The organism is Amycolatopsis sp. NPDC051106 (assembly GCF_040682775.1).
Lineage (GTDB): Bacteria > Actinomycetota > Actinomycetes > Mycobacteriales > Pseudonocardiaceae > Amycolatopsis.
On record NZ_JBFBBQ010000029.1, the window covers coordinates 25,920 to 52,099 of the forward strand.

Genomic DNA, 26,180 nt, shown 5'->3' on the forward strand with positions numbered 1-26,180 from the left:
CCGGGTGGCGTGCCGGTGCCCCGACCCGGTGCGCCACCCGGTATCAAGCCCGGGCGGCCTCGGCCGTCGCGAGTTCGGTGCGGCGGAAGGCTTCCGGGGACAGCTGGATCCACACCAGCACCGCGCTGAACGCCTGGATCGCCGCGACCACCACCCAGACGCCTCGCAGGCTCCAGTGCGCCGCGACCAGGCCGCCGGTCAGCGCGCCGAGCGGGGTCAGGCCCCAGGCCAGCGCGCGGTGGCTGGTCAGCACCCGGCCGAGCAGCGGCGCCGGGGTGAAGCGCTGGCGGCTGGACTGGGAGCAGACATTCCAGACCAGCACCGTCGAGGTCAGGAAGACCAGCACCACGCCGATCAGCGGCGGCCACGGCGGCAGCACGGCCAGCAGCAGCGGCGCCACCGCGCCGAGGCTCTGCGCCCACCGCATCGACCACGAGTACCCGAGCCGGTCGACGATCTTCTGCACCACGAACGACGACGCCACCCAACCGACCGCTAGGCAGGCGAGCAGCAGGCCGTAACCGACCGAGCCCACGTGCAGGATCTGCGTCGCGTACAGCACGAGCATCGAGTTACCGGCACTGGCGGCGAACGAGCCCAGCGCGACGTTGATCGTGATCGACCGCAGCAGCGGCGTCCGGACCAGGTGCGTGAGCCCGGCCGACAGGTCCCGGAGCGGATGGGTCCGCGCGGCCACCACCGACGCCGACGGGATGCGCCGGGTCAGGAACAGGGCGAGCAACGCGCAGGCGGCGGCCAGCCAGGCGGGAGCCCCGGCGCTGACCACGACGAGGAAGCCGGTCAGCGGCGGGACGACGAACTGCACGACACCCCGGTCGATCACGGTGAGGCGAGCGTTGGCGTGGGCGAGCCGGTCGGGCTCGACGAGTTCGGGCACGAGCGCCCCGCTGGCGCCGTCCCCGAGGACCTGCGCGGACGTGACGACGAAAGCGACGACGAGCAGTACGGGCAGGCTGAGCAGCCCGGCGGAGGCGACGGCGGCGAGCACGACCGCGGCTCCGACCTGGACGGCATACGCCCAGGCGAGCACGGCGGTCCGCCGCACGCGGTCGATGAGCACGCCGGCGAAGAGGGAGAGCAGCAGCCACGGCGCCTGCCCGGCGATGTTGATCAGTGAGATCTCGCGCGGATCGGTGGTGAGCGAGACGGCGAGCAGCGGAAGCGCGGCGAGCATCAGCCCTTCGGCGGAGGAACCGGACACCGCGACGGCCTGCAGCCGCGCCCACCTGTTGATCACGCGCGAAGCCCCATGATCGGCAGTGTGCCGAAAAGTCGTGAGCAAGCCAAACTATTTTCCGGCGACGTCGGTCACGCTCCGCGACGCACCCGGGTCGACTCGCGGACGACCAGTTCCGGCGTGAACACCACGGCCTGGTGCTCCACCGTGGTGTCCGCCGTCTCCGCCAGCAGCAGCTCCGCCGCCGTGCGGCCGAGGCGCTGGGCCGGCTGGCGGACCGACGTCAGCGGCACCGCCGCCGCGCCGGCGAACTCGATGTCGTCGTAGCCCACGATCGCCATCTCCTCGGGGATGCGCACGCCCGCGCCGACCATCGCCTGCAGCACGCCCAGGGCCAGCAGGTCGTTCGCGCAGAACACCGCCGTCGGGCGGGGGCTCATGCCCAGCAGGCGGGCGCCCGCGTCCCGGCCGGACGAGACGTCGAGGCCGATCGCCTCCAGCACCGTCAGCTCCGCCGCCGACCCCGCCAGCGCCGTGCGGACGCCCTGCTCGCGGTCGCGGCACTGGGCGAGGATGGCGGGACCGTTGACGAACGCGATGTTGTGGTGCCCGGTTTCCAGCAGGTGGCGGGCCGCGAGGGCGCCGCCCGCGAGGTCGTCCACCGCGACCGAGCTCGCCTCCGACGTCGGCGCCTTCCGGTCGACGAACACGTACGGCGTGCCGCTGCGGCGGAACGCGCGCAGGGCCTCGCCGGACGTCGCGACCGGGCTCAGCAGCACGCCGCGCACTCGTTGCTCCGCGAACATGGCCAGGTAGGACGCCTCGAGGTCGGACCGCTGGCCGCTGTTGCAGGTGATGATGTTGAGGCCTTCGGCGTGCGCGGCCTGCTCGGCGCCGCGGGCGACGTCCACGAAGAACGGGTTGCCGAGGTCGAGCACGAGCAGCCCCATGATCCGGCTGCGGCCGGCGCGCAGCTGCCGCGCCGATTCGTCGCGGACGTAGCCGAGCTCTTCGATCACCGACAGCACCCGGTTCCGGGTGGCCACCGCGACCACGTGCGGCCGGTTGACCACATTGGACACCGTGCCGATCGAGACGCCGGCCCGCTTGGCGACGTCCTTGATGCCGACCAAAGCACCCCCTCGCAGAGAAAGCGCGAGCCTACCACGCGGATGAAACGTTTCAGCCAGATTGGATCTGGCAGCGCGTCTCGCGCCTTCCGGGTAGCGGGCGAGAGGAGGCCGGAATGGACAGTGGGCCGCTGCGGGTGGTGGTGCTGATCGGCAGCACCCGCGAAGGCAGGGCCGGCGCGCGCGTCGGCGGCTGGTTCACGGCGACGGCGGCCCGGCGGGCGGGCCTCGACCTCGACCCCGTCGACCTCGCCGAGGCGGACCTCCCGGCGGCGTACCCGGCGGAGCCGACGCCGGGGCTGACCCGGTTCCGGGAGCGCATCGCCCGGGCGGAGGCGTACGTCGTCGTCACACCCGAGTACAACCACAGCTTTCCCGGGCCGCTCAAGCAGGCGATCGACTTCGCCTACGACGAGTGGCACGCGAAACCGGTCGGCTTCGTCTCCTACGGCTACCGCGCCCGCGGCCGCCACGCCGTCGAACAGCTGCGGGAGGTCTTCCTGGAGCTGCACACCGTGACGATGCGCGACGCGGTTTCCCTGGACCTGCTCGCGCCGTCGTTCGACGACGAACGCGTGCCGGCCCTGCTCGACGAACTCACCTGGTGGGGGCTCGCGCTGCGCGACGCCCGCCGGGCCCGCCCCTACTGCGCGTGAAAGGACCGCAGATGACCTCACCCGCGATCGAAACCTCCGGGCTCGTCAAGGTTTTCGGTGACACCCGGGCCGTCGACGGTGTCGACCTCGTGGTGCCCACCGGCACCGTCTACGGCGTCCTCGGACCCAACGGCGCCGGCAAGACCACGACCGTCCGGATGCTCGCCACCCTGCTCCGCCCGGACGGCGGCGAGGCCCGCGTGTTCGGCTGTGACGTCGTCCGCGACGCTGACGCCGTCCGCGGCCGGGTCAGCCTCACCGGGCAGTACGCGTCGGTGGACGAAGACCTGACCGGCGCCGAAAACCTGGTGCTGCTGGGCCGCCTGCTCGGCCACACCCGGCAGGCGGCGCGCGACCGCGCCGCGCAGCTGCTGGCGGCGTTCGGCCTGACCGCAGCCGCCGGCAAACAGGTCAAGCAGTACTCCGGCGGCATGCGGCGGCGGCTCGACATCACCGCGAGCATCCTCAACACGCCGGACCTGCTGTTCCTCGACGAGCCCACGACCGGGCTGGATCCGCGCAGCCGCAACCAGGTCTGGGACATCGTGCGCGCGATCGTCGCGCAGGGAACGACCGTGCTGCTGACCACGCAGTACCTCGACGAGGCCGACCAGCTGGCGTCCCGGATCGCGGTGATCGACCACGGCCGCGTGATCGCCGAAGGCACCCAGGGGGAGCTGAAGGCGTCGGTCGGCGCGGGCGCGATCCACCTGCGGCTGCGCGACGCGGCGCAGCGCGAGGCCGCCGAGAGCGTGCTGAACCGGGTGGTCGACGCCGCCGTCCAGCGCGAGCCCGACCCGGTGGCGCTGACCGCGAGGCTCACCGCCGCGGCCGGCGACATGGCGGCCGCGGAGCAGTCCGCCCGCGCGCTGGCCGAACTGGCGGCCGCCGGGATCACCGTCGACACGTTCTCCCTCGGCCAGCCCAGCCTCGACGAGGTCTTCCTGGCCCTGACCGACCACACCGCGAGCGGAGAGGAAGCAGCGTGAGCACCACCGCAGTCAAGGAAACCGAACTCGCCGCACCGAAGCCCGAAGACCTGGCGGCGGTGCTCGTCGCGACCCACCGGCCTCCCCGCCCGGGCGCGCTCTCGACGTCGTTCACGTTCGGCTGGCGGGCGGTGCTGAAGATCAAGCACGTGCCCGAGCAGCTGTTCGACGTGACGGCGTTCCCGATCATGATGACGCTGATGTTCACGTACCTCTTCGGCGGCGCACTGGCCGGTTCGCCGGGGGAGTACCTGCAGTTCTTCCTGCCCGGCATCCTCGCGAGCAGCGTCGTGATGATCACGATGTACACGGGGATCGCGGTCAACACCGACATCGAGAAGGGCGTGTTCGACCGCTTCCGCACCCTCCCGATCTGGCGCCCGTCGGCGATGGTGGGCTACCTGCTGGGGGACGTGCTGCGCTACCTGATCGCGTCGGTGGTGATCATGCTGGTCGGCCTGGTGCTGGGCTTCCGCCCGGGCGGGGGGTTCCTCGGCGTCGCGGCGGGGGTGGCGCTGCTGCTGGTGTTCTCGTTCGCGTTCTCGTGGGTGTGGACGATGTTCGGGCTGCTGCTGCGCAGCGAGAAATCGGTGATGGGGGTCAGCATGATGGTGATCTTCCCGCTGACGTTCCTGTCGAACATCTACGTGAGCCCGGAGACGATGCCGGGGTGGCTGCAGGTGTTCGTGGACCTCAACCCGATCTCGCACCTGGTGACGGGAGTGCGTTCGACGATGGCGGGCGCGTGGGACGTGCCGGCGGTACTCATCACGCTGGGCGCTTCGGTGGTGCTGGTGGCGGTGTTCGGGACCTTGACGATGCGGCTCTACAACCGCAAGTGACCATGGTTGAAGAGTCTGAATTCGAGTTCGTCGGCAGCGTGGCCGGCGGTCCGGGCCCAGCGGGCGAGCAGGGTGCAGTACCGCTCGTAGGTCACCGCCGGCCAGGGCCCGGTGCGGTGCAGCGAGTCCCACCCGCAGTGGTCGCGCAACGCGGTCGCGACCACGCGGTCGAGGATGAGGCATGGGTGGTCCGGCGCGCCGCCCCCGGCGAAGTACAGGAACTTCGTGAAGAAGGACGGGCCGAGCGACCGGAACCTGTTCAGCCGCCCGGGTCGCAGGAGTTCGAAGGCGCGCGTCGGATCCTGGCGCGACGCCTGGGCGGCTTCCGTCAAGACGGCCTCGGCGGCGGGGACGTCGGTCGCGATGCTGTCCAGCCGCCGCGCGTTCTGGCGCAGGTGCGAGCCGGCACCCCAGGCCAGCGTGCGCCACAGCAAAGTGAAGACATCACCGGCCGGCGCCCACACTTCGGCGCGCGTCAAGGTCGGCCCGGTCGGCCGGTCACCGGGCAGGCCCCGCCGGTCGAGTTCCGTGCGCCACCACTCGGCCTGGATGCGGATGCGGTGTTCCTCGACCGCCTGTCGGCGGGGCACCGTGGGAACCGCCCACTCCGGGAGCGCCAAGGGGGCCAGGTCGGTCATCGTCATGGCAAGTGGGTCGCCCGTGGGGCGCGGCTGTTACGGCTTCACAGCCGCCAGCGGATGTCGGACTGCGGGGCGTAGCGGCACGACGAACCGGTCGTCACCCTCTCGTTGAGGTGCTCGGCCAGCTGTGGGTGGGAGTCCGCCAGCTTGCGGAGCGTGTCGCGGATGCGGGCCGTCACCGCTTTGCGGGCTCGCTCCGTCTCGTCGCCGAGGCGGCGGGTCCGGCCGCCCAGTCCGGCGGCCGTTCGCAGCTCCGCCAGCAGTGCCTCGCGTTCGCGGTCCAGCTTCGCCGCCAGCCTGTCGTTGCCGAGGGACGTGGCTTCGTCGATCTCCGCGTCGAGGTGGTCGAGGCGGTGGCGGTACGCCGACTTCGCCGTCTCGTCGAGGACCGGGTCGCCGCCCAGGCGCCGCGCCGCCACGACCGTCTCGCCGCCTTCCGGTGCGAGCAGGCGGACCGCCGGGATCTCGGCACCGGGCGAACTGAGCAGGATGTGCAGGTCTCGCAAGCCTTTCGCGTCCGGCACCCGGACCTCGCGGCCCGCGAATCGCAGCGTCCACACCTCGTCCGTGCGGCGGAACTCGTTGGCCGGAACCGGCAACGGGACCGGTGGCGGCGCAGCGAGGTGCGGCATGCCCAGCTCCGACGCCTCCGCGCGGACCGCCGCCGTCAACGCTGCGGCCCGCTCCGCGTCGCCGGGGGCGTCGCGCTCGGCGAGTACGGTCGCCAGGCGGGCGCGGATCTCCGCCGCCCACGGGCGCAGGCGCAGCCGGTCCGCCGAGGCCGCCGCGGTGGTGAGCCGCTCGATCGCCGGATCCCGGCGGCCGAGGGCGGCTTCGAGGAGACCGGCCCAGAGGTCCACCGGCCCGCTGAACTCGCAGCCGTACAACGCCACCAGCCACTCGCCGGAGTACGGCGTCAGCTCGGCCAGGACCTGCTCGCACCGCGCACGATCCCCGGTCAGGGCGGCCGCCTGGGCCTGGTGACGCAGCCACATCGGCGCGAACTCGCGGGAGAACGGCCCGGCCACCTCGTGGGTCGCGTCCCCTCGCTGGACCCCCGCCAGTGCCGCCAGCAGATCCGGGTGCGGGTGGTCGCCGGCGGCCAGCCGCGCGGTGTGCGCCGCCAGGTCGTCGAACCGGCCCTGCAGCAGCAGGTAGCTCCAGCGCACCTGCTCCACCATGTAGCCGCCGAACTCGTGGCCGTACGCCGCCTCGACGCGGTCCAGGTCCGCGTGCGCCTCGGCGAACCGGCCGCGCAGCGCGCCGACGATGCTGCGGTCCAGCAGCGCCGCGAACTCGGCGCCGCGCAGGCCGCTGCCGGCCGTCAGTGCCTGGAACGCCCGGAACTGGTCGAGGTAGCGCGGGTCGCCCTGCTCCAGCAGCGCGACCCACTTGAGCGACGACGCGAAGTACTCGTTCTCGCGATCGCCCGTCCGCCGCGCCAGCACGGCCAGCTCGTCGGTCAGCCGCTCCCGCTCCCGCGCGCTGCCCGGACCCCAGAGCAGGTCGTGGCGCGCCCACAGCGTGAACGACAGCTCCTGGTCGTCGTCGCCGTCGCGGGCCAGCACCGCGGCCCGCGCCGCCAGCTCCAGCGTGACGCGGTCGAGCGACAGCGGCTCCGCCGGCTTCCCCGCCAGCCGTTCGTGCGCCGTGACCAGCAGATCCGACGTCAGGTCGAGGCGCGCCCCGGCCGGCGCGGTGCGGGACAGGGTGAGCGCGGCCCGCGCCAGCAGCGCGTCGTCGTCGAGCTCACGCACCAGCGCCACTGCCTCGTCGAAGACGCGCCACGCCTCTTCGTCGTCTCCGCAGCGGCTCAGCATGGTGCCGAGGTCGAGCGCGACCACGACCCGCTGCCGTGGCTCGGCCGCCCGTTCCAGCGCCCGCCGGTAGTGGCCGACGGACTCTTCGTTCGCCAACCGCGCGCTCGCGTCCCGCGCCGCGGCCACCAGCAGCCCGGCGGCGCGCGCGGGCTCGACCTCGTCGCCGGCGAGGTACGCGTGCCGGGCACGGTCGGCCGCGAACACGAGCGGCACCAGGTCGGGTGCCGCGTCGAGCGCGTGGACGACCGCGGCGTGTCTTCGCCGGACCTCGGCGGGGCCCAGCTCGGCGTAGCGCGACTCCCGCACGAGGTCGTGGGCGAAAGCGAACCGGCCGTCACCGAGCGCGGTCACCAGCCGCGCCGCGGCCGCGCGGGCCAGCAACTGGTCGACTTCGGGGACCGGTGCCCCGGTCAGCGCCGCGAGGATCCGGCGGTGGAACTCCCGGCCCAGCACCGCGGCGTCGGTCAGCAACCGGGTGACCGGGGCCGGCAGCAGGGAAAGCCGCCGCTGCAACGCATCCCGGACCCCGGGCGCGACGGCCGACACCGGGCTGCCGCTGTGCCAGAGCCGCGCGGTCTGCTCGACGAAGAACGGATTGCCGCCGGTCCGCAGGTGCACCTCGGCGGCCAGCGCGGGGTCCGGCTCGGTGCCGGCGGTGCGGCTCATCAGCTCGGCCACCTCGGCCGGCGCGAGCCCGGTCAGCGTCACCGTGGTCGCCTTCGCCACCAGCGGCAGGACGAGCTCGCGCAGCGGGTGACCGGGCGCGTCGACCTCGACGTCGCGGTACGCGCCGACGAGCAGCAGCCGCTCGAACCAGGTGTGCCGGGCGGCGAACTCCAGCAGCCGCAGCGACGCCGCGTCGGCCCAGTGCAGGTCGTCGAGCACCACGACGACCGGGCGGTCGTGCGCCGCCGCGGCCAGCGCGGTCGTGACCGCGTCGTGCAGCCGGAAGCCGTCTTCGGCCGGCGCGCCCGCCGACTCGCCGAGCAGCGCCGACAGCGTCGCCGTGTCGGCCCGCGCCCACTCCTCTTCCGGCAGCTCACGCCGCAGCGCGCGCACCACCTGGACCCACGGCCAGTACCCGGGCGCGCTCTCGGAGTCCCAGCAGGCGCCGGCGAGCACCAGGGCGCCGCGCCGGCGGGCGTCGTCGGCCAGCCCGGTGACGAGCGTGGTCTTGCCGATCCCGGCCTCACCGGTGACCAGGACCAGGCCGCCGTGGCTCGCCACGGCCCGGTCGAGTTCGGCCCGCAGCGTGGCGGCGGGGTGCGCCCGCCCGATGAGCGCGGCTGTCATGTCCGGTTCCTCCCGATTCCGGTGCCGAGCCTCTCATGCTTTCCCGCCGTTCGTCGCACGATTACCGCACTAGGCTGCGCAGCGGTGTGCCTGCCGCTGGGAGGAGTCCGGGTGCGGATCTTCACGATCGTCCTGTCCGTTGTGCTGACGTGGGTGCTCTCCGGGGCGGTCGCCTCGGCCGCGCCCATTGTCGAGGGCAGCACCGACAATCCCGTGACGGCGGCGCCCGCGGTCACCCGGCCGGACACCCCGCACTGCACGGTGACCCTCGCCGATGCCTTCCGCTCCAACACCGCCGACGGCACCCCGCAGTTCTACGAAGGCACGCTCACGCCGCCGAAGGCGTGCCCCGGCCCGTGGGCGAAGGTCGTGATGGACCAGACCGTGACGGTCAGCGGCCGGCAGTACGACCGGATCGGCGACCTGCGGATCGGCGCGACCGAGGTCTGGTGGGGAACGACCGAGGAGCCCAGCGGCGAGGGCACCCGCCCGATCACCTACCACTTCGACAAGGACCTGACGCCGTACGCCGCGCTGCTGCGCACGCCGCAGCCGTTCCACGGCGGCATCGAGAACTACAACTCGCCGATCTACACCGGTGTCTACGCGCAAACCGTGACGCTCACCTACTACCAGGCCGACCGCAAGCACCCCGCGCCCAGTACCGCCGATCACGTCGCCGGTTTCGGGCACGCCGACGCGACCCCCGCGGCGCCCACCGTGCACTTCACCGCGAAGGACCTCCCGCGCAACATCACGCGCGCCTACCTTGAGGTGACGCTCGAAGGGCACGCCTGCGACGAGCAGTGGTTCGACGACGTGCCGGACGCGGTGTCGGCGAAGTACCCGGCGGCCGGGCTCTGCGGCAAGGGGCCGTACCGCGAAGCGAACTTCGCGCTCGACGGGACGCCCGCCGGCAGCGCGTTCACCTTCCCGCACATCTATTCCGGCGGGATCGTGCCGCAGCTGTGGCGGCCGATCGTCGCGATCGACACGTTCAGCCTGCACGCCGAAACCTACGACATCACGCCGTTCGCGGGCCGGCTCGTGGACGGCGGGGCGCACGATCTCTCCTTCTCGTTCCCGGACATCGGCGGTGAATTCACCGTCGTGCCGACCCTACTGCTCTACACCGACAAAAAAGCCGCGCAGACATCCGGAGCCCTGACCCAGCACGACGTCGCGGCGGCGCCCGTGCGGCAGACGGCGGTGAAGGACATCGCCGGCGGCGTGAACGTCAAGGTGACGGCGAAGCGCCACGACGTGACCGCGGGCTACGTCGACACCTCTGAGGGTCGCGTGTACACCCGCGTCGAGCGCACCCGCGACTACCGCAACAGCGACGACGTCACCGGCGGCGGCTTCACCCAGCACGTCGTGCAGGGCGACTCGGGACAGCAGACGTCGACGTCCACTGTGGACGGACGGGTGCGCTCGGCCGCCCGGCACACGTGGTCCTACCCGCTGACCACCGACGCGACGGCGAACATCACCGACGACCAGAACCTGCGGATCTCCGGTGCGGCCGAGATGACGAAGACCGTGGGCGACCTCACGGGCGACGGCCGGGCGTGGTGGCCGGTCCGCGCGTCCAGCGAGTGGCTGAGCTCATCCGGCGTGCTGGCTCGCACGAACGGCGTCAACACCGAAGCCGACGGCCGTTCGCGCACGTCGTTCGCGGGGTCCGACGACCTCGGCCGGCCGTACTTCCACTACGTGGCGAGCGAGCACGGGCTGATCACCGAGAACCGGGAGCTCCCGCCGGGTGGTCACCGGTAGACCGTGGGCAACGGGCCGCGGCACCGCCCGGCGGTCAGGGTGAAGCCGAGCTCCCGCGACCCCATCGCGAGCGCCGCGACCAGTTCGACGGCCGGCTCGCGGGGCCCGGACGGGCCGAAGAACCCGGCGTCGCGCAGCGGCTCGGCGAAGCGCTCGGCGAGCTCGCCGCCGCGGGAGTCGTAGGCCTCTCCGAGTCCCATCCCGAACCGCATCCGGCCGCCACGGAAGTAGACCAGCTCGCCGGCGTCCATCGTCGTCAGCGCGACCGAGAAGACCTCGGACCCCAGAGTGTGCAGGCACGACGGCCGGGCGGAGGCGTCGCCGGTGGCCCGGACGGGCTCGATCACCGCGGCCCACTCGCCTTCCACCGCGACCCGGACGCACGAATGCCCGTCGTAGGCCTCACCTCCGGTGCCCCACGTTTCGAGCAGCGTCCGGGGCCGGGCTTCGGCCGGGTCGAGGTCGAAGGCGCGGAAGATCGCGTCGGCGTCCGCACCGCGCACGAACGTGAGCCGTCCGTCGTCCTCGAAGATCGACGGGTGCTCGACCACCCACCACCACGCGTCGTCACCCGGCACGCGGCACATCGTGCCCGGCGGCGGCGCAGGTGAGTCCTGTCTCGCCGTGCCTCACCCGATCGGGCTAGTGCGGTACTGTCGGATGCATGGGGAGTCTCCGCTCACGGGTCCTGGGCTGGGTCGGGCGTCGGTATCTCGCGCGGCAGTCGAAAAAGGGCTTCGACCTCGAGAAGATGTCGTCCTTCCTGCCCGACGCGGCGCTGCTGCCGCTCCGGCGCGACAGCCTCGATCCGGTCGCCGAGATCGGCGCGATCCGGGCCGAGGCGCCGATCAGCAAGCTCGACCTGCCGTTCGGGATGAACGCCTGGCTGGTCACGGGGTACGACGAAGCGAAGGCCGTGCTCGGCAAGGTGACGGAGTTCTCCACCGACTTCACCAACCTCGTCGGCAACGCCGGGGTGACCGAGGACCAGAACCCGGGCGGGCTCGGCTTCGCGGACCCGCCGGTGCACACCCGGCTGCGCAAGCTGCTCACGCCGGAGTTCACCATGCGCCGGCTCAACCGGCTGACCCCGCGCATCGACGAGATCGTCGCCGAGCAGCTCGACGCGATGGCCAAGACCGAGGGCCCGGTCGACCTGTGGCAGGCGTTCGCGCTGCCGATCCCGTCGCTGACCATCTGTGAACTGCTCGGCGTGTCCTACGAGGACCGCGAAGACTTCCAGCGGCTGGGCACCGCGCGCTTCGACCTGTTCGGCGGCGCGAGTGCGTCGCTCGGCGCGATGTCGGAGTCGCTGACCTACCTGCTCGACATCGTGAAGAAGCAGCGCGAAGAGCCCGGCGACGGCCTGCTCGGCATGCTGATCAAGGAACACGGCGACGAGATCTCCGACCGCGAGCTGGCCGGGCTCGCCGACGGCGTGCTCACCGGCGGCCTGGAAACCACGGCCAGCATGCTCGCGCTCGGCGCGCTGGTGCTGCTGCGCGACGAGAAGGCGTTCGAAGCGGTCCGCGGCGACGAGCAGTCCGTGCACCGGTTCGTCGAGGAGCTGCTGCGCTACCTGACGGTGGTGCAGATGGCGTTCCCGCGGTTCGCCAAGGAGGACATGGAGATCGGCGGCGTGCGGATCAGCGAGGGCGACATCGTGCTCGTGTCGCTGTCGGCCGCGGACCGCGACCCGAAGCTGGGCGCGGACATGGAGAAGTTCGACGCCGCCCGCGAGCCGACGTCGCACCTGGCGTTCAGCTACGGCATCCACCGCTGCATCGGCGCCGAGCTGGCCCGGATGGAGCTGCGCACGGCGTACCCGGCGCTGGTCCGCCGTTTCCCGAACTTGCGGCTGGCGGTGCCGGCGGAAGAGCTTTCCTTCCGCAAGGTGTCCATTGTGTACGGTCTGGACGAGCTGCCGGTGCTGGTGGACTGAAGCGTCAGTGCGGGATCGCCCGCCGTGGCCGTCGCTCGACGCGGTCGCGGTGGGCTTCGATGGCCAGGGCGACGTCCACGATGGTGTCCGTGTCCTCGAGTTCGGCGAGGTAGCCGACGCTGCCGGCCAGGATCGCCAGGTCGGCGCTGAAGTAGACGCCCATCAGCGGGTTCACGAACAGCTCGCTGCCGGCGGTGCGCGGGGTGAACTGGGCGTCGCCGAACTCGCCCCGCAGCGCGGCGGCGATCTGGCCCTGCACGATGCTCGGCCGGTCCGGGGTCGCGCGCTGCGCGTCGGCGACGGCGTCCAGGTAGGTCGCGGCTTCCGCGGAACCGGACGGGATGGACAGGGCACCCAGGTACCCGCCGGCCCGGTCGAGGGCGGCGAGGTTCTCCAAGACGTGGGCGTGGCAGACGCCGTGGAAGGCGTCGATGCCGAAGCCGAGGCTGACGACGAGCCGGTCGACGCCTTCGAGCGCGGCGACGGCGGCGAGGCTGGCCATGTCCTCTTCGGGCGTGCCGAGGCCGGCTTCGTCGCCGCGCAGGAGGATGTCGGTGCCGCCGTCGACGAGGACGACGGTGTCCACGGCCAGGTGGGCCACGAGGTACTCGTAGGCATCGCGCAGTGGCCGGGCGCCGGTGCGCGGGAAGGCGTGCACGACGGGCGGCCAGCCCTGGGTGCCGAGCCACCGCGCGAGGGTCCGTTCCGGGAAGTAGGCGTCGTCGCCCGCGCTGCCGGGGTGCACGGCGGCGACGTCGGGGGAGAGCCAGTCGTCGAGGTCGAGCCGGTTCAGGTCGCTGAAGGCGAGGTTCGCCAGGTGGACATCCTTGCCCTGGGCTTTCAGGGCCACGGCGAGGGGAAGTCCGGCGTAGACGTCGAAGCCGCCGCCCGCGCCGGCGATGAGAACCCGGCGCGCGGGACGGAGCCGGGCGAAGAGGGGCGGTTCGGCGAGGGTGTGCACCCGGCCATCCTACGGGGGTTCCGGACGGTCCTCTGTGGACTTACCGTGCCGGTTCGGTGGCGAGACCGAATCGAACCCGGAATCGCGTAAGCGAAGCCGTGACTCGGGTGACTGAGGCCGGAACTCGCGTGATGGGAGCCGGAACTCGCGTGAATCGAGGCGTAACTCGCCCATCCGGGGAGTTCCGTGCTCGATCACGCGAGTTCCGTGCTCGATCACGCGAGATCCGGCTCGGGTCACGTGATTGTGGGGTCAGTTCACTCCGCGGGGCCGGAACTGGATGCTGATGCGCGGCCCGACCGGCTTGGCCGTCTTCGGGACCGAGTGCTCCCAGGTCCGCTGGCAGCTTCCACCCATCACCAGGAGGTCCCCGTGCCCCAGCGGCCGCGCCAGCGTCTTGCCGCCGCCGCCCCGCGGGCGCAGCGCCAGGGTGCGGGCCGCGCCGACCGAGAGGATCGCGATCATCGTGTCCTCGCGGGCTCCGCGGCCGATTCGGTCGCCGTGCCAGGCCACGCTGTCGCGGCCGTCGCGGTAGTAGCACAGGCCCGCCGTGCGGAACGGCTCGCGCAGCTCCCGCAGGTAGTGCCTGCTCAGCGCGTCCCGCGCCGCGACCAGCGCGGGGTGGGGGAGCGGCACGCTCTCGCGGTAGTAGCTCAGCAGCCGTGGCACGGCGACGACGCGGTCGTACATCTTCCGCTTCTCCGCCTGCCACGGCACGCCCTCGACCAGCGCCGCGAACAGCTCGTCGGCGCCCTCGAGCCAGCCCGGCTGGATGTCGACCCACGCGCCGGAGCCGAGGTCGGTCCGCTCGGGCGCGAGCGGACGCAGCGCGATCGCGCGCTCGGTGCCGAACAGGGAAGACTGCAGACCCGCGTTCATGGTCCCCAGCTTACACCAAGATCGAACACCTGTTCTAGTGAATCACGTCGTAGACGAGCTTCTGGATCCCGTTGCCGTAGGACTCGCTCTCGACGAGCTTCAGGGCCTGCTTGTCCTTGTCGGTCTCGCCGAACAGCCGCTTGCCCGCGCCGAGCAGGACCGGGAACACCAGCAGGTGGTAGCGGTCGACCAGGCCGGCGTCGGCGAGCGCGCGGTTCAGCGCGGCGCTGCCGTGGACGATGATCGGCCCGCCCTCGGACTCCTTGAGCGCGGCGACGTCGTCCAGGGACCGGAGGATGGTCGTCTCGCCCCAGTTCGTCACGAGGTCGGACTCCTGGAGCGTGGTCGACACGACGTACTTCGGCATCGCGTTGTAGCCCGCGAACTCGACGGTCATGCCCGGCCACACCGGCGCGAACGCCTCGTAGCTGACCCGCCCCACCAGCAGCGCCGTCGCCTCTTCCTGCTCGGTGCCCTTGATGGCGTAGGCGGCGGGGTCGAACTCGATGTCCTTGAAGGTCCAGCCGGAGTTGCGGTAGCCCGGTTCGCCGCCGGGCGCTTCGACGACGCCGTCGAGGGAGACGAACGAGGTGGAGATCAGGGTGCGCATGGGTCCTCCTGGGGTGATCTTGCGTGCGTTCACCAGTGTGTCGATCGGGGACGACCGGATTCGACAGCGCGCCGCGGAAAACTTCCGACGCGCTGCCCGGCGTGCAAGTGGGTCTTGTCCGTGGCCGTCCGGACTCGTACAGTCACAGCCACGTCGGACAAAGGTCTGGACCTGTGTCCCGCTACCGCCGCCTCGAGTGATACAGGAGGTTGGACGGTGCGCAGACTTCGCGGCGCGGGCGTGCTCGCGGCGGTCGTGGCGGGGCTCGCGGTATTCGCCCCGGCAGCGGACGCCCAGGTCGGGACCGGCCCGTGGATATCGGATTCGCCCGGCTACTCGGAGCAGGAGCGGGGATGCGGTGACGTCTCCGGGCTCACCTTCAAGCTGATGTGCTCCACGGCGAGTGGTGACCAGCGGGCGGAACGCCGGTACACCACGTATTCCGGCGGGACCCACCAGTTCGAGGGATCGTTCAAGATCACCAGCATGACCGGCTCCCGGATCAGTCTCAAGCAGACGTTCCGGGACGGCTCGAGTGCCGGCCCGTACTTCCTGCTGGCCGTCGAGAAGGGCGGCCGGATGTACGCCGTCGAAGGCGGGGCGACGCTGGGCAGCGGCGCGACCGTCGGCACGTCGGTGCGGGTCAACACGATCAACCAGGTCGGCAGCTCGCACAAGGTGTACCTCAACGGTTCGCTGAAGCAGACGATCTCGAGCCCGGGCGGCAGCTACTACGACAAGTTCGGCAGCTACCGCACGGCCAGCGGCGCGGGACCGATCACGGTGACGTGGAGCGGGATCAAGTTCTGGCACAGGTGACGCCGCCGGCGGCGTCCCCGGGGGTCACGCCGGGGGCGCCGCCCACGCGTCGAGACCGTCGCGGGCGGCCAGCCGGCGGCCGCTGGTGAACCGGCGGTGCGTCCCGGTGACCGGGTCGTCGAAGGCGAGGACCCGGGACAGCAGCTGCAGGGGTTTCGTGAAGTCGCCGAGGGGTTTCTCCCGCAGTTCGGGGTAGAAGTCGTCGCCGAGGATCGGGATGCCGAGACCGCTCAGGTGCACGCGCAGCTGGTGCGTCCGCCCGGTCGACGGCACCAGGCGGTACCGGCCGAGGCCGTCGTGGTGGTCGGCCAGCTCGACGTACGTCTCGGCGTTCGGCTCGCCCGGGACCTCTTGTGCGGCCAGCACTCCGCGTTCCTTGATGATCCGGCTGCGCACCGTCCGCGGCAGCGCCAGCGCCGGGTCGTACGGCGCGATCGCCTCGTACTCCTTGTGGACCTTCCGGTCGCGGAAGAGCGTCTGGTACTTCCCGCGCAGCTCCGGCGTGATCACGAACATCACCAGCCCGGCGGTGACCCGGTCGAGGCGGTGCGCGGGGGAGAGGTGCGGCAGGTCGAGGTCGCGGCGCAGCCGCACGAGCGCCGTCTCGAGGATGTGCTGCCCGCGCGGGATGGTCGCCAGGAAGTGCGGCTTGTCGACGACCAGCAGGTGCTCGTCGCGGTGCACGACGCGGATTTCGAACGGCACCGGCACCTCGTCCGGCAGGTCGCGGTGGAACCAGATGAACGATCCGGGCGCGTACGGCTCGTCGACGCCGAGCGGGCCGTCCGTGCCGTGGATGCGCTCCTCGCGCAGCATCTGCTCGATCCGGTCCGGCGTCACCCGCGGGAGACGGTCGACGAGGTGGGCCAGCAGGGTCGGCCACTCGCCGTCGGGCAGTTTCAGCCGGGCGGCCTCCAGCCCGTGGCGGGGCGGGATCGGGGGCTGGAGCTTGCGTCTCATCGTCCCCCGACTGTAGCTAACCCTCCGACGGGGTCCGGTAGCGCGCGAGGTAGCGGGCCGTCGCCTCGGCGTTCTTCGCCTCGGCCGCTTCGGCGCGGACGCGGCGGCCGGTGTGGTGCGGGAAGCCCTGCCGGCCGAGCCGGTGCTCGATGCTCTCCTCCATGTAGGCGCAGGAGTAGAAGTACGCGACGAGCGCCGCCATGAGGACCAGCGAAAGGCGCAGCCAGATCGAGCCGGGCAGCAGCAGCCACACCGCGCACAGCGGCACGATGCCGACCGAGCGCTGCAGCACGTACCGCGCGCGCCAGTGCTTGGACGTCGCGTCGTACAGGGCCCAGTCCTTGTAGCGGTCCGGCAGTTTGACGCCGACGGCGTAACCGAACCAGCGGAGCACACCAGGTCGTTCCATGAGGTCTAGAGTACACTAATAGTTAGTGTACTAATTGTCTCGTGGGCCACGTTAGGATCGCGCCATGATCGACCTCGGTGAGGACCCGCTGAAGCTCGACCGGCAGGTGTGTTTCGCGCTGTCGGTGGCTTCGCGCAGCGTGATCGCGATCTACCGGCCGCTGCTGGAGCCGTACGGCCTGACCCATCCGCAGTACCTGGTGATGCTCGCGCTGTGGGAACGGTCGCCGCGGTCGGTGAAGGACCTGGGTGCGTCGCTGAGGCACGAGCCGGCGACGCTGTCCCCGCTGCTCAAGCGGCTGGAGGCGCTCGGTTACGTCACGCGCAGCCGGAGCCGGGCCGACGAGCGCCAGCTGATCGTCGAGCTGACGGAGTCCGGGCGGGCGCTGCGGGCCGAGGCCGAGAAGATCCCGTACAAGGTGGTCGAGACGCTCGGGATGGAGGTCTCCGAACTGGAGGCGCTCCACGGCGTGCTGTCCCGGGTGATCGCGGCGACGGCCTGAGGAATGTTCTTCCGGCCGGCGCGTTGTCGTCTTCGGGGGCCGACTCGCGAGGGGGCAGTGTGCTGAAGATCAGGCTGGGTGTCGCACCGGCGGCGGGAACCGGGCCGGCGGAGTTCGCCGGCCTCGCGGAACGGCTCGAGAGCGCCGGCGTCGATTCGCTGTGGCTGTCCGAGCTGGTCTACTCGCCCGAGGTCGACCCGATGATCGGCATGACGCACGCGCTGGCGCGGACGTCGAAGCTCAAGGTCGGCACCGGCGTCGCGATCCTGCCCGGCCGGCACCCGGTGCTGGTGGCCAAGCAGCTGCTGACGCTGGCCGGCCTGGCGCCGAAGCGGGTGCTGCCGGTGTTCGGGCTGCGTCCCGCGCGCGCCGCGGAGCACGACCTGTTCCCGGTGCCGGCCGGGCGCCGCGCGGCGGTGTTCGACGAGTCGCTGGTGCTGTTGCGACGGCTGCTGGAGGAGGACTCGGTGTCGTTCTCCGGCTCCTTTTTCGAGGTCGCCGACGTGTCGCTGGGGCCGCGGCCGGCGAAGCGTCTCGACGTCTGGTTGGGCGGCTCGGCGCCGGCGGCCTTGCGCCGCACGGGCCGGCTGGCCGATGGGTGGCTGGGGAGTTTCCACACGCCGCCGCAGGCGCGTGAAGCCGTCGTCGCGATCCAAGCCGCCGCGGCCGAGGCGGGGCGCGAGATCGAGGAGGACCACTTCGGGTTGAGCCTGCTGGTGGCGGACCGTGGCATCCCGAACGAGCTGGCGGCGATGGCGGCGCGGCGTAGTCCCGGCGCCCCGCTGACGGACCTCGTGGCGACCAGCTGGGCCGAGGCCCGGCGGCTGGTGGAGCAGTACATCGAGGCGGGGCTGTCGAAGTTCGTGATCCGGCCGGGGCACGGGGATTTCGACGACTTCCTGGAGAAGTTCCAGGCGGAACTGGTGCCGCTGCAGAACTGAGCCGATCGAGTGAGCCGTCCGACGGGTATCAACCCGCGGCCGGGTGTACGCGTTTCCACCGCGACCACACCCGGACTGGAAGGACTCCCACGATGCGCCCCTTCGCACGACTCGGAACGATCCTCGGCATCTCGGCGGCACTCGTGGCGGCGACCGCCGTGCCCGCCGTCGCCTCACCGGCCAAGTTCGCGCTCGCCGTGGTCCACGGCGGCGGAACGGGAGCCACGGCCGGGTCGCTCAAGGGTGGGATGAGCTGGTCGGCCTCGCTGAAAACCGTGACGCTGTCCGAAGTCACTTTGTTCGTCAAAGGCGGCGAGTGCATCGATTTCACGATTATCGGTCGGCAGGGCTCCACTGTCGTCACCGACGGCGGACAGTACCCGCCGCAGGGCGGTCAATACTGCCCGAGCGCGGACTACACCTGGTGGTTCGGGACGATCAGCCTGACGGCGAACCGCCCGGGCGGGATCGAGCACGTCAACTTCGACATGTACGACTACTGGCACCACACCCAGGGCTACATCAACTGCGATCGCCGCGAAGCCGTCTGTTACGGCAGCGACCACTGACGGGGCCGCTCAGAACTCCAGCTGCTCCGCCTTCCGCGGCATGAGCAGCAGCGCCACGACCGAAACCGCCGCCACCACCAGAAGCCCGACGAACACGTAGTGCGTCGCCTCCGCCAAGGCGCCCCGCACGAACGTCGTCACCGGGGAATTGTCCGTGTGGCCGCCCAGGACCAGGCTCGTCGCGTCCACCGACGGCGGCAACTTGCCCGCCACCTCCGCCGGCGGTGAGGCGAACCGCGAAGCCAAGGTCGCGTTCGCGATCGCGCCGAAGACCGCCGCTCCCACCGCGCTGCCCAGCGACCTGCTGAACAGGTTCGTCGCCGTCACCACGCCGCGGCGGTCCCAGCCCACCACCGACTGGACCGCCACCAGCGTCGGGCTCGACGTCATCCCCAGGCCCAACCCCAGGACGAACGCCGCCAGCGCCGCCGACCAGATCGACGACGACGCGTCGAGCAGTGCCACCAGGACGGCGCCGCCGACGACGAACACCGTGCCGATCAGGGACGTGTCGCGGAAGCCGATGCGCAGGTAGATCTTGCCAGCCAGAGACGCCGAGAGCGGCCAGCCGACCGTCAACGCCGCCACCGCGAACCCGGCGGCCAGCGCGCCCGCGCCGAGCACGCCTTGGGCGTACGTCGGCAGGTACGACGTCAGCCCCATCAGGACCGCGCCGACCACCACGGACAGCAGGTTGCCGCCCACCAGGATCCGGCGGGTGAACACCCACAGCGGCAGCACCGGCTCGGCCGCGCGCTTCTCCGCCAGCACGAACGCCACGAGCAGCACCGCGCCCGTGACGAAGATCGCCACGCTCGGCACCGAGCCCCACGCCCACGCGACGCCGCCTTCGAGCAAACCCAGGATCACCAGCGAGCAGCCGACCGTCAGCAGCGCCGCGCCCGTGTAGTCCACCTTGTGGGGCTTGCGCTCGACGCGCTCGGAGAAGTTGCGGAACAGCATCAGCGCGGCGATCGCGCCCAGCGGCAGGTTGATGAAGAAGATCCAGCGCCAGTCCAGGTACTCCGCGAACACGCCGCCGAGCGTCGGGCCGACCACCGACGCCATGCCCCAGACGCTCGCGACGTAGCCCTGCACGCGGGCGCGTTCCTCCACCGTGTAGAGGTCGCCGATCACCGTCATGGACATCGGCTGGATCGCGCCGGCGCCGATGCCCTGCACCGCGCGCGCCGCGATCAGCACCGGCATGCTCCACGCGGCGCCGCACAGCACCGAGCCGACCAGGAACGCCGCGATCCCGAAGAACATCACCGGACGGCGGCCGAGCACGTCGGCGAACTTGCCGTAGAGCGGGACGGTGACCGCCTGGGTCAGCAGGTAGACCGAGAACAGCCACGGGAACTGCGAAAACCCGCCGAGGTCGCGCACCACCGACGGGACGGCGGTCGCGATGATCGTGCTGTCGAGGGCGACCAGGCCGGTGCTCAGCATGACCGCGATCAGCACCGGGCCGCGGTCCGACCGGAAGCCGACCCCTTTCGCGCTGGTGGCGGCGGGGATCGTCATCGGCGGGCTGCTCCTCGGGGAAGTCATGACGGGGATCAACTACTTTGCAATCCTAAGCATTCCATCCGGGGACTGGGTACCCCAGTGAATTTCCGTCACAGTGCGATGCGCGGAAGATGGGTGCGATGAACGACTGGATCCGGCCGATCGGTCAGGGGTGGGTGGTCCGCGACGCGGTGCCCGGCCCCGACGTCGACGAGTTCGCCGAACCCGACCGCGTCGTCGCGGCGCTGGCCACGCTGGGTGCCGCGGACAGCCTGCTGGCCGTGCAGCACCCGGCCCGCACACCCGCGGCACTGGCGCGCGGGCTCGATCTGACCGCGGCGGTCCCGGTCGCGCGGGCCGTGCTCGAACGGCTCCGCAAGCGGTTCTACCGGCCGGTGCGCGAGTTCGTCGCGCCCTACCGGATCGACGGGCCGGACGGCGTGGCGCTCGGCTTGCTGTGCCTGGTCGACCCGGCCGCGGTGACCGACGACGGCGCCGCGCGCGTCCGGCACACCGAGGACGTCTACGCCGACGTCGTGGCCGAGCGCGCGGCCGTGCTGGCCGGACTGGGCTGCGCGACGAGCGCGGCGATGCTCGTCCCGGCGGCCGGCGGCGACCTGCTGACCGAGCAGGTCGAGCGGGCCTGCGCCGGCCTCGGCCTGCCCGATCTGTCCACCGCGGACGCGGCCGGGCGGCGGCACGAGCTGTGGGTGGTGCCGGCGGGCCCGCTGCAGAACCGGCTGCTGGCCGCGGTCGCCGCCACCGATCTGCTGGTCGCCGACGGCAACCACCGGGTGGCCGCGGCGTCGGCGGCCGGGCACGGGGCGCTGCTGGCCCTGGTTACCGCGGGCCCGCAGCTGCGGATCGGCGCGATCAACCGGGTCCTGACGGGCACCGGGCTCGGCCCGGAGGACCTGGTGTCGCGCTGGTGCGCGGCCGGCCTGGACGTCCGGTACGACGAGCACGCGGTGCCCGTCACAGGCGAGGTGGTGGTCCGGGCCGGCTCGGCCGTGCTGCGGGTCCCGCTGCCGGAGCAGCCGGGCCCGGGGCCGGTGATCGACCACGAGATCGTCGAGCGGGTCCTGTTCGCCGAGGCGGTCGGGGTGGATCCGGACGGGCCGTGCGTGCTGCCGCTGCCCGCGGGACGGCCCGTGCCGGCCGACGCGGACGCGCTGGTCCTGCTCGCGCCGGTGCCGTACGCGGACGTGCTCGCGGTGCACGCGGCCGGCCGCCGGATGCCGCGGAAGGCCACCTACTTCACGCCGAAGCCGCGCAGCGGGCTGGTACTGGCGGAGCTACCGCGGCCCGGAGGGTGACCGCGGTCAGGTGGCGGCCTGCGAGTCCCACCAGTTCAGGACGCGGGTGGCGAACAGCGTCAGCCACTTCGACGGCTGACCCGGCGGGACGTCCACCTCGAACCACACCCGGCCGGTGTGCCGCGCGTTCTGCAGCCACGTGCCGTCCGGCTGCCGTGCCGAGCGGATCAGCTCGATCGCCTCCGCCATGCGCGGGTCGCGCCGGCCGGCGTCGCGGAAGTACGAAGCCGCGTTGAGCACGTCGTAGAACCAGCGGATCGGGTACGCGAACTCGCTCACCCACGGCGCGATCGGCTCACCCGTCGACAGCCGCCGGAACAGCCCGCGCTCCAGCAGGTACTCCTCGCCCGCCAGCCGCGCCGCGCGGGAAGCGTCGGTGCCGCCCGTCGCGGTCTCGAACGCGAGCAGGCCCTTCAACGAGTTGAGTGTCGAGTGGACGGACGAGCGCGTCGCTCCTTCGACCCACTCGCAGTTCCACCCGCCGTCCGGCAGCCGGTGCGCGACGAACCAGCCGGCGATCCCGGAGACGTCCGCGCCCAGCCACACCCCGTTGGCCAGCGTCCAGGCGTTGATGCAGCAGTCGACCTCGCCTTCCCAGTAGGGCAGGTCTTCGTACTCCCACCGGCAGTTCGCGGCCAGCGACGCGGCGGTTCCCCGCAGCGCCGACGCGTCCAGGCCCCATTCGCGCAACGAGTTCAACGTCCACGTCGTCGCCGTCCAGGGCTGGGCCTCCTCGCCCTTGAAGCCCGCCGGGAAGAACGCGCCGCCCGCCCACTGGCCGTCGGGATCCTGCAGCGCGAGCAGCCGCGCGCCGAAACCCTCCGTGGCGACCCGGGCTCGCGTCGCCTCCCACACCGGAGGCGGCTCGCCCGCCAGGTCGCGCTCCACCTGCCAGCGCAAGGCCGGGTCGGAGTCGCGCAGCCAGGCGAGCACGTCCATCAGGCCCCCGTGACGCCGTCGATGGCTTCGCGGAGGAAGTCGGCGTGGCCGTTGTGCCGGGCGTACTCGTGGATCATGTGCAGCATCACCAGCCGCAGCGAGACGTCCTCGCCCCAGCGCGCCTGGTGTCCCGTGACGTCCAGCGACTCGGCCGCCTCCTCGATCTTGCGCGAGTGCTCGACCTCGGTCTGCCACGCCTCGAACGTCTCCGCGCGCGTCGAGGTGCTCGCGTCGTAGGCCGCCTGGAAGTCGCCCTCGGCCGACCACCGCAGCGGGACGTCCTCGGCGTCGATCACCCGCCGGAACCAGGTGCGCTCGACCTCGGCCATGTGCCGGACCAGGCCGAGCAGCGAAAGCGTGGACGGCGGGCTCGACGCGCGGCGCAGGTCCTCGTCGGACAGTCCGTCGCACTTCATGGCAAGGGTGGCGCGGTGGAAGTCGAGGAACGTGCGCAGCATTTCGCGCTCGCCCCCGACCAGCGGCGGTTCGGGGCGTTCGGTGGTCACGATGGAGTGTGTATCACGCCCTGCTCTTTCTTTCTCAAGGAATTGTCGTACCGGTGTTTTAAGCTCGCGCGGTGGACTTGCCCGTGATGCCGCCCGTGCGGCCGATGCTCGCGAAAGCCGTGCACGAGGTGCCTCGTGACCCGGGGCTGCTCTACGAGCCCAAGTGGGACGGCTTCCGCTGCATCGTGTTCCGCGACGGCGAGGAGATCGAGCTCGGCTCCCGCAACGACCGCCCGCTGACCCGCTACTTCCCCGAGCTGGTCGAGCTGCTGGCCGCCGCGCTGCCGCCGCGGTGCGTGGTCGACGGTGAGATCGTGCTGGTCACGCCGCAGGGTCTCGACTTCGAGGTGCTGCAGCTGCGGCTGCACCCCGCGGCTTCGCGCGTGCGCAAGCTCGCCGAGGAGACGCCGGCCAGCTTCATCGCCTTCGACCTGCTCGCCCTCGGCGACACCGACCTCACCGCAGAGCCGTTCCGAGAGCGGCGCAAGCGGCTGGAGAGCGTTCTTTCGACCGCGGCCGAGGGCCTGCAGCGCGTCCACCTGACTCCGCTCAGCGAGGACCCCGCCCAGGCCGAGGACTGGTTCACCCGGTTCGAGGGCGCGGGCTTCGACGGTGTCATGGCCAAGCCCGCCGACCTGCCGTACGAGCAGGACAAGCGCGTCATGCTGAAGGTCAAGCACGAGCGCACGGCCGATTGCGTCGTCACCGGGTTCCGCTGGCACAAGGACGGCGCGGGCGTCGGCTCGCTGCTGCTGGGGCTGTTCGACGACGAGGGCGTGCTGCACCACGTCGGCGTGGCCAGCAGCTTCACCAAGGCGCGGCGGGCCGAGCTGGTCGAAGAGCTGGCGCCGCTGCGCGAAAACGCCCTGGAGAACCACCCGTGGCGGTCCTGGGCCGAGTACGAGCCGGAACCGGGCCGCCGGCCGGGCGCGAACAGCCGGTGGGCGCCGCAGAAGGAGCTGACCTGGGAACCGCTGCGCCCCGAATGGGTCGCGGAGGTCCGCTACGAGCACCTGCAAGGCGGCCGGTTCCGCCACGGCGGGCGGCTGGTCCGGTTCCGGCCCGACCGCACCCCGGAATCGTGCACGTACGCCCAGCTCGACGAGGCGACGCCCGCCGAGCTCGCGAAGCTGTTCGGGGAGGCGAGATGAGCGAGGCGATGCTGCTCGACGTCGACGGCGTCGAGGTCAAGATCACCAGCCCGGACAAGGTCTACTTCCCCGAGCACGGGCAGACGAAGCTCGACCTCGTCGAGTACTACCGGGCGGTCTCCGGGCCGCTGCTGGCCCGGCTCGGCGGCCGCCCGCTGCTGCTGGAGCGCTACCCGGACGGCGCCGGCGGCAAGAACTGGTTCCAGAAACGCGTGCCGAAGGGCGCCCCGCCCTGGCTGAGCACCACGGTCGTCTCGACGCCGAACGGCACGACGAGCGACGCGCTGGTCGCGAAGGACCTGGCCCACATCCTGTGGGCGGTGAACCTGGGCTGCCTCGGCTTCCACGTCTGGCCCTACCTCGCGCACACCCCCGAGGTCACCGACGAGCTGCGCGTCGACCTCGACCCGTCGCCCGGTATCGGGTTCGACGAGCTGCGCGAGGCGGCGCTGCTGACCAGGGAGTTCCTGGCCGAGCACGGCATCGAAGGCCATCTGAAGACGTCCGGGTCGCGGGGGCTGCACCTGTACGTGATGCTCGAGCCGCGCTGGGACGGCTTCCAGGTGCGGGCCGCGGCGGTCGCGCTGGCGCGGGCCCTGGAGCGGCGGCACCCGGAGAAGATCACCGCGCAGTGGTGGAAGGAAGAACGCGGCTCGCGCGTGTTCGTCGACTTCAACCAGAACGCGCCGCACAAGACCGTGTTCGGCGCCTGGTGCGTGCGGCCGCGGGTGGGCGGCCAGGTGTCCACGCCGATCGGGTGGGACGAGCTGGACGGCGTCGAGCCCGACGCGTTCACGCTGAGCACCGTGCCGGCCCGGGTGGCCGGGCGCGGCGACCCGTGGGCCGGGGCGGGCGAGCGGCCGCAGTCGATCGAGCCGCTGCTGGAGATGTCCGAAACGGACCTGAAGAACGGGCTGATGGACGCGCCGTGGCCGCCGGTGTACCCGAAGATGCCGAACGAGCCGCCCCGGGTCGCGCCGAGCCGGGCGAAGAAGGCGTGAGGTGGCTGAGGTGGCGACGGTCGCCGAGTGCCCGGCCGACGACGGGTTCCTGCTGGCGCTGATGACGGCGATGACGGCCGAACTGGTCGTGGCCTACGACCTGCCGCCGGACGCGCGCCCGCGGCCGCTGGGCCCGGCGAGCCGGTACCTGCTGGCCCGCGACGGCGAGCGCGTGATCGGCTGCTGCGCGGTCGAGCCCGTCGGCCCGGGGGTGTACGAGCTGAAACGGATGTTCGTCGCCCCGGACGCGCGCGGCACGGGGGTGTCGACGGCGCTGGTGGCGGAGTCCGAGCGGCTGGCCCGCGGCGGCGGGGGAGTGCGGCTGCGGCTCGAGACGGGAGTGCGCCAGCCGGCGGCGATGCGGCTCTACGAGCGGGCGGGGTACCGGCGGGTGCCGAACTTCCCGCCGCACGAGGCCGACCCCGAATCGGTTTGCTACGAGAAGGTCCTGCGGTAGCCGGAGCGCAGTGAATGACTCATTCCTGGCGCCGGACGCCAGGAATGAGTCATTCACTGCATCTCAGAGTTCCAGTTCGAGGGACAGCTGGCCGCGGTCGTCGCCGGCCGGGGTCACCCGGACTCCCGCCGGGGGCGCGGGCAGGGTCGCCACGCACGCCGGGCAGGGCGCCACCTCCGACGTCGTCAAGTCCACCGGCTTCCAGCTGCGGGACTCCTTCGCGCCGCACGCCGAGCGGCGGTAGCGGAGGTCGCCGGAGCGGGTCATCACGTGCGCCAGCGGCACTTCTTCGGGCAGCACGCCGACCAGGTACCAGCGTGGTGCGCTCACCGCGGTGGTCGTCATGGCCGCCAGTCTC

Annotated in this window: 27 protein-coding genes; 13 read left to right on the plus strand and 14 right to left on the minus strand. The window is 72.0% G+C overall.

The genetic code is table 11. The features are described from left to right. Nucleotides 1-43: 43 nt before the first annotated feature. Together AB0M83_RS22300 and AB0M83_RS22305 are read right to left on the minus strand one after the other, a co-directional pair. Nucleotides 44-1,258 (minus strand): MFS transporter, encoded by a 1,215-nt coding sequence (locus AB0M83_RS22300; RefSeq protein ID WP_364519868.1) that lies wholly within the window; start codon nt 1,256-1,258, stop codon nt 44-46. 71 nt (nt 1,259-1,329) lie between these two features. After that, nucleotides 1,330-2,331 carry a LacI family DNA-binding transcriptional regulator gene (locus tag AB0M83_RS22305; protein ID WP_364519870.1) on the minus strand — a complete coding sequence of 334 codons (1,002 nt, stop codon included), beginning with the start codon at nt 2,329-2,331 and terminating at the stop codon, nt 1,330-1,332. Between the two features lie 113 nt (nt 2,332-2,444). Between AB0M83_RS22305 and AB0M83_RS22310 the strand changes: the two genes are divergently transcribed. From AB0M83_RS22310 to AB0M83_RS22320, 3 genes are read left to right on the plus strand one after another with little or no spacing between them, the layout of a single operon-like run. Then, a complete protein-coding gene (locus AB0M83_RS22310) occupies nt 2,445-2,984 on the plus strand; it encodes an NAD(P)H-dependent oxidoreductase (RefSeq protein ID WP_364519872.1) in 540 nt (179 codons plus the stop codon). An 11-nt stretch (nt 2,985-2,995) separates the two neighbouring features. Further along, nucleotides 2,996-3,973: an ATP-binding cassette domain-containing protein gene (locus AB0M83_RS22315; RefSeq protein ID WP_364519874.1), complete on the plus strand. Its 978-nt coding sequence runs from the start codon at nt 2,996-2,998 to the stop codon at nt 3,971-3,973. Next, nucleotides 3,970-4,815 carry an ABC transporter permease gene (locus AB0M83_RS22320; protein ID WP_364519876.1) on the plus strand — a complete coding sequence of 282 codons (846 nt, stop codon included), beginning with the start codon at nt 3,970-3,972 and terminating at the stop codon, nt 4,813-4,815. Before AB0M83_RS22315 ends, AB0M83_RS22320 begins: the two co-directional genes overlap by 4 nt. On the opposite strand, the gene AB0M83_RS22325 is transcribed toward AB0M83_RS22320, so the two are convergent. Together AB0M83_RS22325 and AB0M83_RS22330 are read right to left on the minus strand one after the other, a co-directional pair. Continuing rightward, the gene (locus AB0M83_RS22325) at nt 4,800-5,459 is read right to left on the minus strand and encodes a hypothetical protein (protein WP_364519878.1); all 660 of its coding nucleotides are present in this window, start codon (nt 5,457-5,459) and stop codon (nt 4,800-4,802) included. The two genes, AB0M83_RS22320 and AB0M83_RS22325, sit on opposite strands and share 16 nt — an antisense overlap. 38 nt (nt 5,460-5,497) lie before the next feature. Then, on the minus strand, nt 5,498-8,569 hold the full coding sequence (locus AB0M83_RS22330) for an AAA family ATPase (protein ID WP_364519880.1): 3,072 nt from the start codon (nt 8,567-8,569) through the stop codon (nt 5,498-5,500). A 111-nt stretch (nt 8,570-8,680) separates the two neighbouring features. On the opposite strand from AB0M83_RS22330, the gene AB0M83_RS22335 reads away from it, so the two are divergent. Beyond that, a complete protein-coding gene (locus AB0M83_RS22335; protein ID WP_364519882.1) occupies nt 8,681-10,348 on the plus strand; it encodes a peptide-N4-asparagine amidase in 1,668 nt (555 codons plus the stop codon). On the opposite strand, the gene AB0M83_RS22340 is transcribed toward AB0M83_RS22335, so the two are convergent. Beyond that, nucleotides 10,339-10,926 (minus strand): hypothetical protein, encoded by a 588-nt coding sequence (locus tag AB0M83_RS22340; protein ID WP_364519884.1) that lies wholly within the window; start codon nt 10,924-10,926, stop codon nt 10,339-10,341. The genes AB0M83_RS22335 and AB0M83_RS22340 overlap by 10 nt on opposite strands. 86 nt (nt 10,927-11,012) lie before the next feature. On the opposite strand from AB0M83_RS22340, the gene AB0M83_RS22345 reads away from it, so the two are divergent. After that, nucleotides 11,013-12,290 carry a cytochrome P450 gene (locus tag AB0M83_RS22345; RefSeq protein WP_364519886.1) on the plus strand — a complete coding sequence of 426 codons (1,278 nt, stop codon included), beginning with the start codon at nt 11,013-11,015 and terminating at the stop codon, nt 12,288-12,290. Between the two features lie 4 nt (nt 12,291-12,294). Here the strand turns inward: AB0M83_RS22345 and AB0M83_RS22350 are convergent, their stop codons facing one another. From AB0M83_RS22350 to AB0M83_RS22360, 3 genes are all read right to left on the minus strand, one after another. Beyond that, the gene (locus AB0M83_RS22350) at nt 12,295-13,251 is read right to left on the minus strand and encodes a DUF1152 domain-containing protein (protein ID WP_364519888.1); all 957 of its coding nucleotides are present in this window, start codon (nt 13,249-13,251) and stop codon (nt 12,295-12,297) included. 252 nt (nt 13,252-13,503) lie between these two features. Continuing rightward, complete coding sequence (locus AB0M83_RS22355; RefSeq protein WP_364519890.1) at nt 13,504-14,130, minus strand: alpha-ketoglutarate-dependent dioxygenase AlkB; 627 nt, start codon at nt 14,128-14,130, stop codon at nt 13,504-13,506. Nucleotides 14,131-14,164: 34 nt separating this feature from the next. Beyond that, a complete protein-coding gene (locus tag AB0M83_RS22360) occupies nt 14,165-14,740 on the minus strand; it encodes a dihydrofolate reductase family protein (protein ID WP_364519892.1) in 576 nt (191 codons plus the stop codon). Between the two features lie 240 nt (nt 14,741-14,980). Between AB0M83_RS22360 and AB0M83_RS22365 the strand changes: the two genes are divergently transcribed. Continuing rightward, nucleotides 14,981-15,559 carry a hypothetical protein gene (locus AB0M83_RS22365; RefSeq protein WP_364519990.1) on the plus strand — a complete coding sequence of 193 codons (579 nt, stop codon included), beginning with the start codon at nt 14,981-14,983 and terminating at the stop codon, nt 15,557-15,559. A gap of 24 nt (nt 15,560-15,583) precedes the next feature. Here AB0M83_RS22365 and AB0M83_RS22370 read toward each other — a convergent pair whose 3' ends face one another. After that, nucleotides 15,584-16,519 (minus strand): RluA family pseudouridine synthase, encoded by a 936-nt coding sequence (locus AB0M83_RS22370; RefSeq protein ID WP_364519894.1) that lies wholly within the window; start codon nt 16,517-16,519, stop codon nt 15,584-15,586. 16 nt (nt 16,520-16,535) lie between these two features. Continuing rightward, the gene (locus AB0M83_RS22375; protein ID WP_364519896.1) at nt 16,536-16,928 is read right to left on the minus strand and encodes a DUF5313 domain-containing protein; all 393 of its coding nucleotides are present in this window, start codon (nt 16,926-16,928) and stop codon (nt 16,536-16,538) included. 64 nt (nt 16,929-16,992) lie between these two features. On the opposite strand from AB0M83_RS22375, the gene AB0M83_RS22380 reads away from it, so the two are divergent. From AB0M83_RS22380 to AB0M83_RS22390, 3 genes are all read left to right on the plus strand, one after another. After that, entirely contained in the window at nt 16,993-17,430 is a 438-nt protein-coding gene (locus tag AB0M83_RS22380) for a MarR family transcriptional regulator (protein ID WP_284745634.1), read from the plus strand. Between the two features lie 59 nt (nt 17,431-17,489). Then, on the plus strand, nt 17,490-18,371 hold the full coding sequence (locus AB0M83_RS22385; protein ID WP_364519898.1) for a TIGR03854 family LLM class F420-dependent oxidoreductase: 882 nt from the start codon (nt 17,490-17,492) through the stop codon (nt 18,369-18,371). 92 nt (nt 18,372-18,463) lie between these two features. Beyond that, nucleotides 18,464-18,940 carry a hypothetical protein gene (locus tag AB0M83_RS22390; protein ID WP_364519900.1) on the plus strand — a complete coding sequence of 159 codons (477 nt, stop codon included), beginning with the start codon at nt 18,464-18,466 and terminating at the stop codon, nt 18,938-18,940. Nucleotides 18,941-18,949: 9 nt separating this feature from the next. Here the strand turns inward: AB0M83_RS22390 and AB0M83_RS22395 are convergent, their stop codons facing one another. Further along, nucleotides 18,950-20,467 carry an MDR family MFS transporter gene (locus tag AB0M83_RS22395; protein WP_364519902.1) on the minus strand — a complete coding sequence of 506 codons (1,518 nt, stop codon included), beginning with the start codon at nt 20,465-20,467 and terminating at the stop codon, nt 18,950-18,952. A 125-nt stretch (nt 20,468-20,592) separates the two neighbouring features. Here AB0M83_RS22395 and AB0M83_RS22400 point away from each other — a divergent pair, with 125 nt between their 5' ends. Further along, complete coding sequence (locus tag AB0M83_RS22400) at nt 20,593-21,768, plus strand: DUF1015 family protein (RefSeq protein WP_364519904.1); 1,176 nt, start codon at nt 20,593-20,595, stop codon at nt 21,766-21,768. Nucleotides 21,769-21,774: 6 nt separating this feature from the next. Here AB0M83_RS22400 and AB0M83_RS22405 read toward each other — a convergent pair whose 3' ends face one another. Both AB0M83_RS22405 and AB0M83_RS22410 read right to left on the minus strand, forming a co-directional pair. Then, nucleotides 21,775-22,707 (minus strand): squalene cyclase, encoded by a 933-nt coding sequence (locus AB0M83_RS22405; RefSeq protein ID WP_364519906.1) that lies wholly within the window; start codon nt 22,705-22,707, stop codon nt 21,775-21,777. Beyond that, nucleotides 22,707-23,213 (minus strand): DinB family protein, encoded by a 507-nt coding sequence (locus tag AB0M83_RS22410; RefSeq protein WP_364519908.1) that lies wholly within the window; start codon nt 23,211-23,213, stop codon nt 22,707-22,709. The genes AB0M83_RS22405 and AB0M83_RS22410 overlap by 1 nt, the downstream gene beginning before the upstream one ends. Before the next feature lie 71 nt (nt 23,214-23,284). Between AB0M83_RS22410 and AB0M83_RS22415 the strand changes: the two genes are divergently transcribed. From AB0M83_RS22415 to AB0M83_RS22425, 3 genes are read left to right on the plus strand one after another with little or no spacing between them, the layout of a single operon-like run. Then, nucleotides 23,285-24,364 (plus strand): ATP-dependent DNA ligase, encoded by a 1,080-nt coding sequence (locus AB0M83_RS22415; protein WP_364519910.1) that lies wholly within the window; start codon nt 23,285-23,287, stop codon nt 24,362-24,364. Next, entirely contained in the window at nt 24,361-25,365 is a 1,005-nt protein-coding gene (gene ligD / locus AB0M83_RS22420; protein WP_364519912.1) for a non-homologous end-joining DNA ligase, read from the plus strand. Before AB0M83_RS22415 ends, ligD begins: the two co-directional genes overlap by 4 nt. Before the next feature lies 1 nt (nt 25,366). Beyond that, on the plus strand, nt 25,367-25,822 hold the full coding sequence (locus AB0M83_RS22425) for a GNAT family N-acetyltransferase (RefSeq protein ID WP_364519914.1): 456 nt from the start codon (nt 25,367-25,369) through the stop codon (nt 25,820-25,822). Between the two features lie 63 nt (nt 25,823-25,885). Here AB0M83_RS22425 and AB0M83_RS22430 read toward each other — a convergent pair whose 3' ends face one another. Next, complete coding sequence (locus AB0M83_RS22430; protein ID WP_364519916.1) at nt 25,886-26,167, minus strand: hypothetical protein; 282 nt, start codon at nt 26,165-26,167, stop codon at nt 25,886-25,888. Nucleotides 26,168-26,180 lie beyond the last annotated feature (13 nt).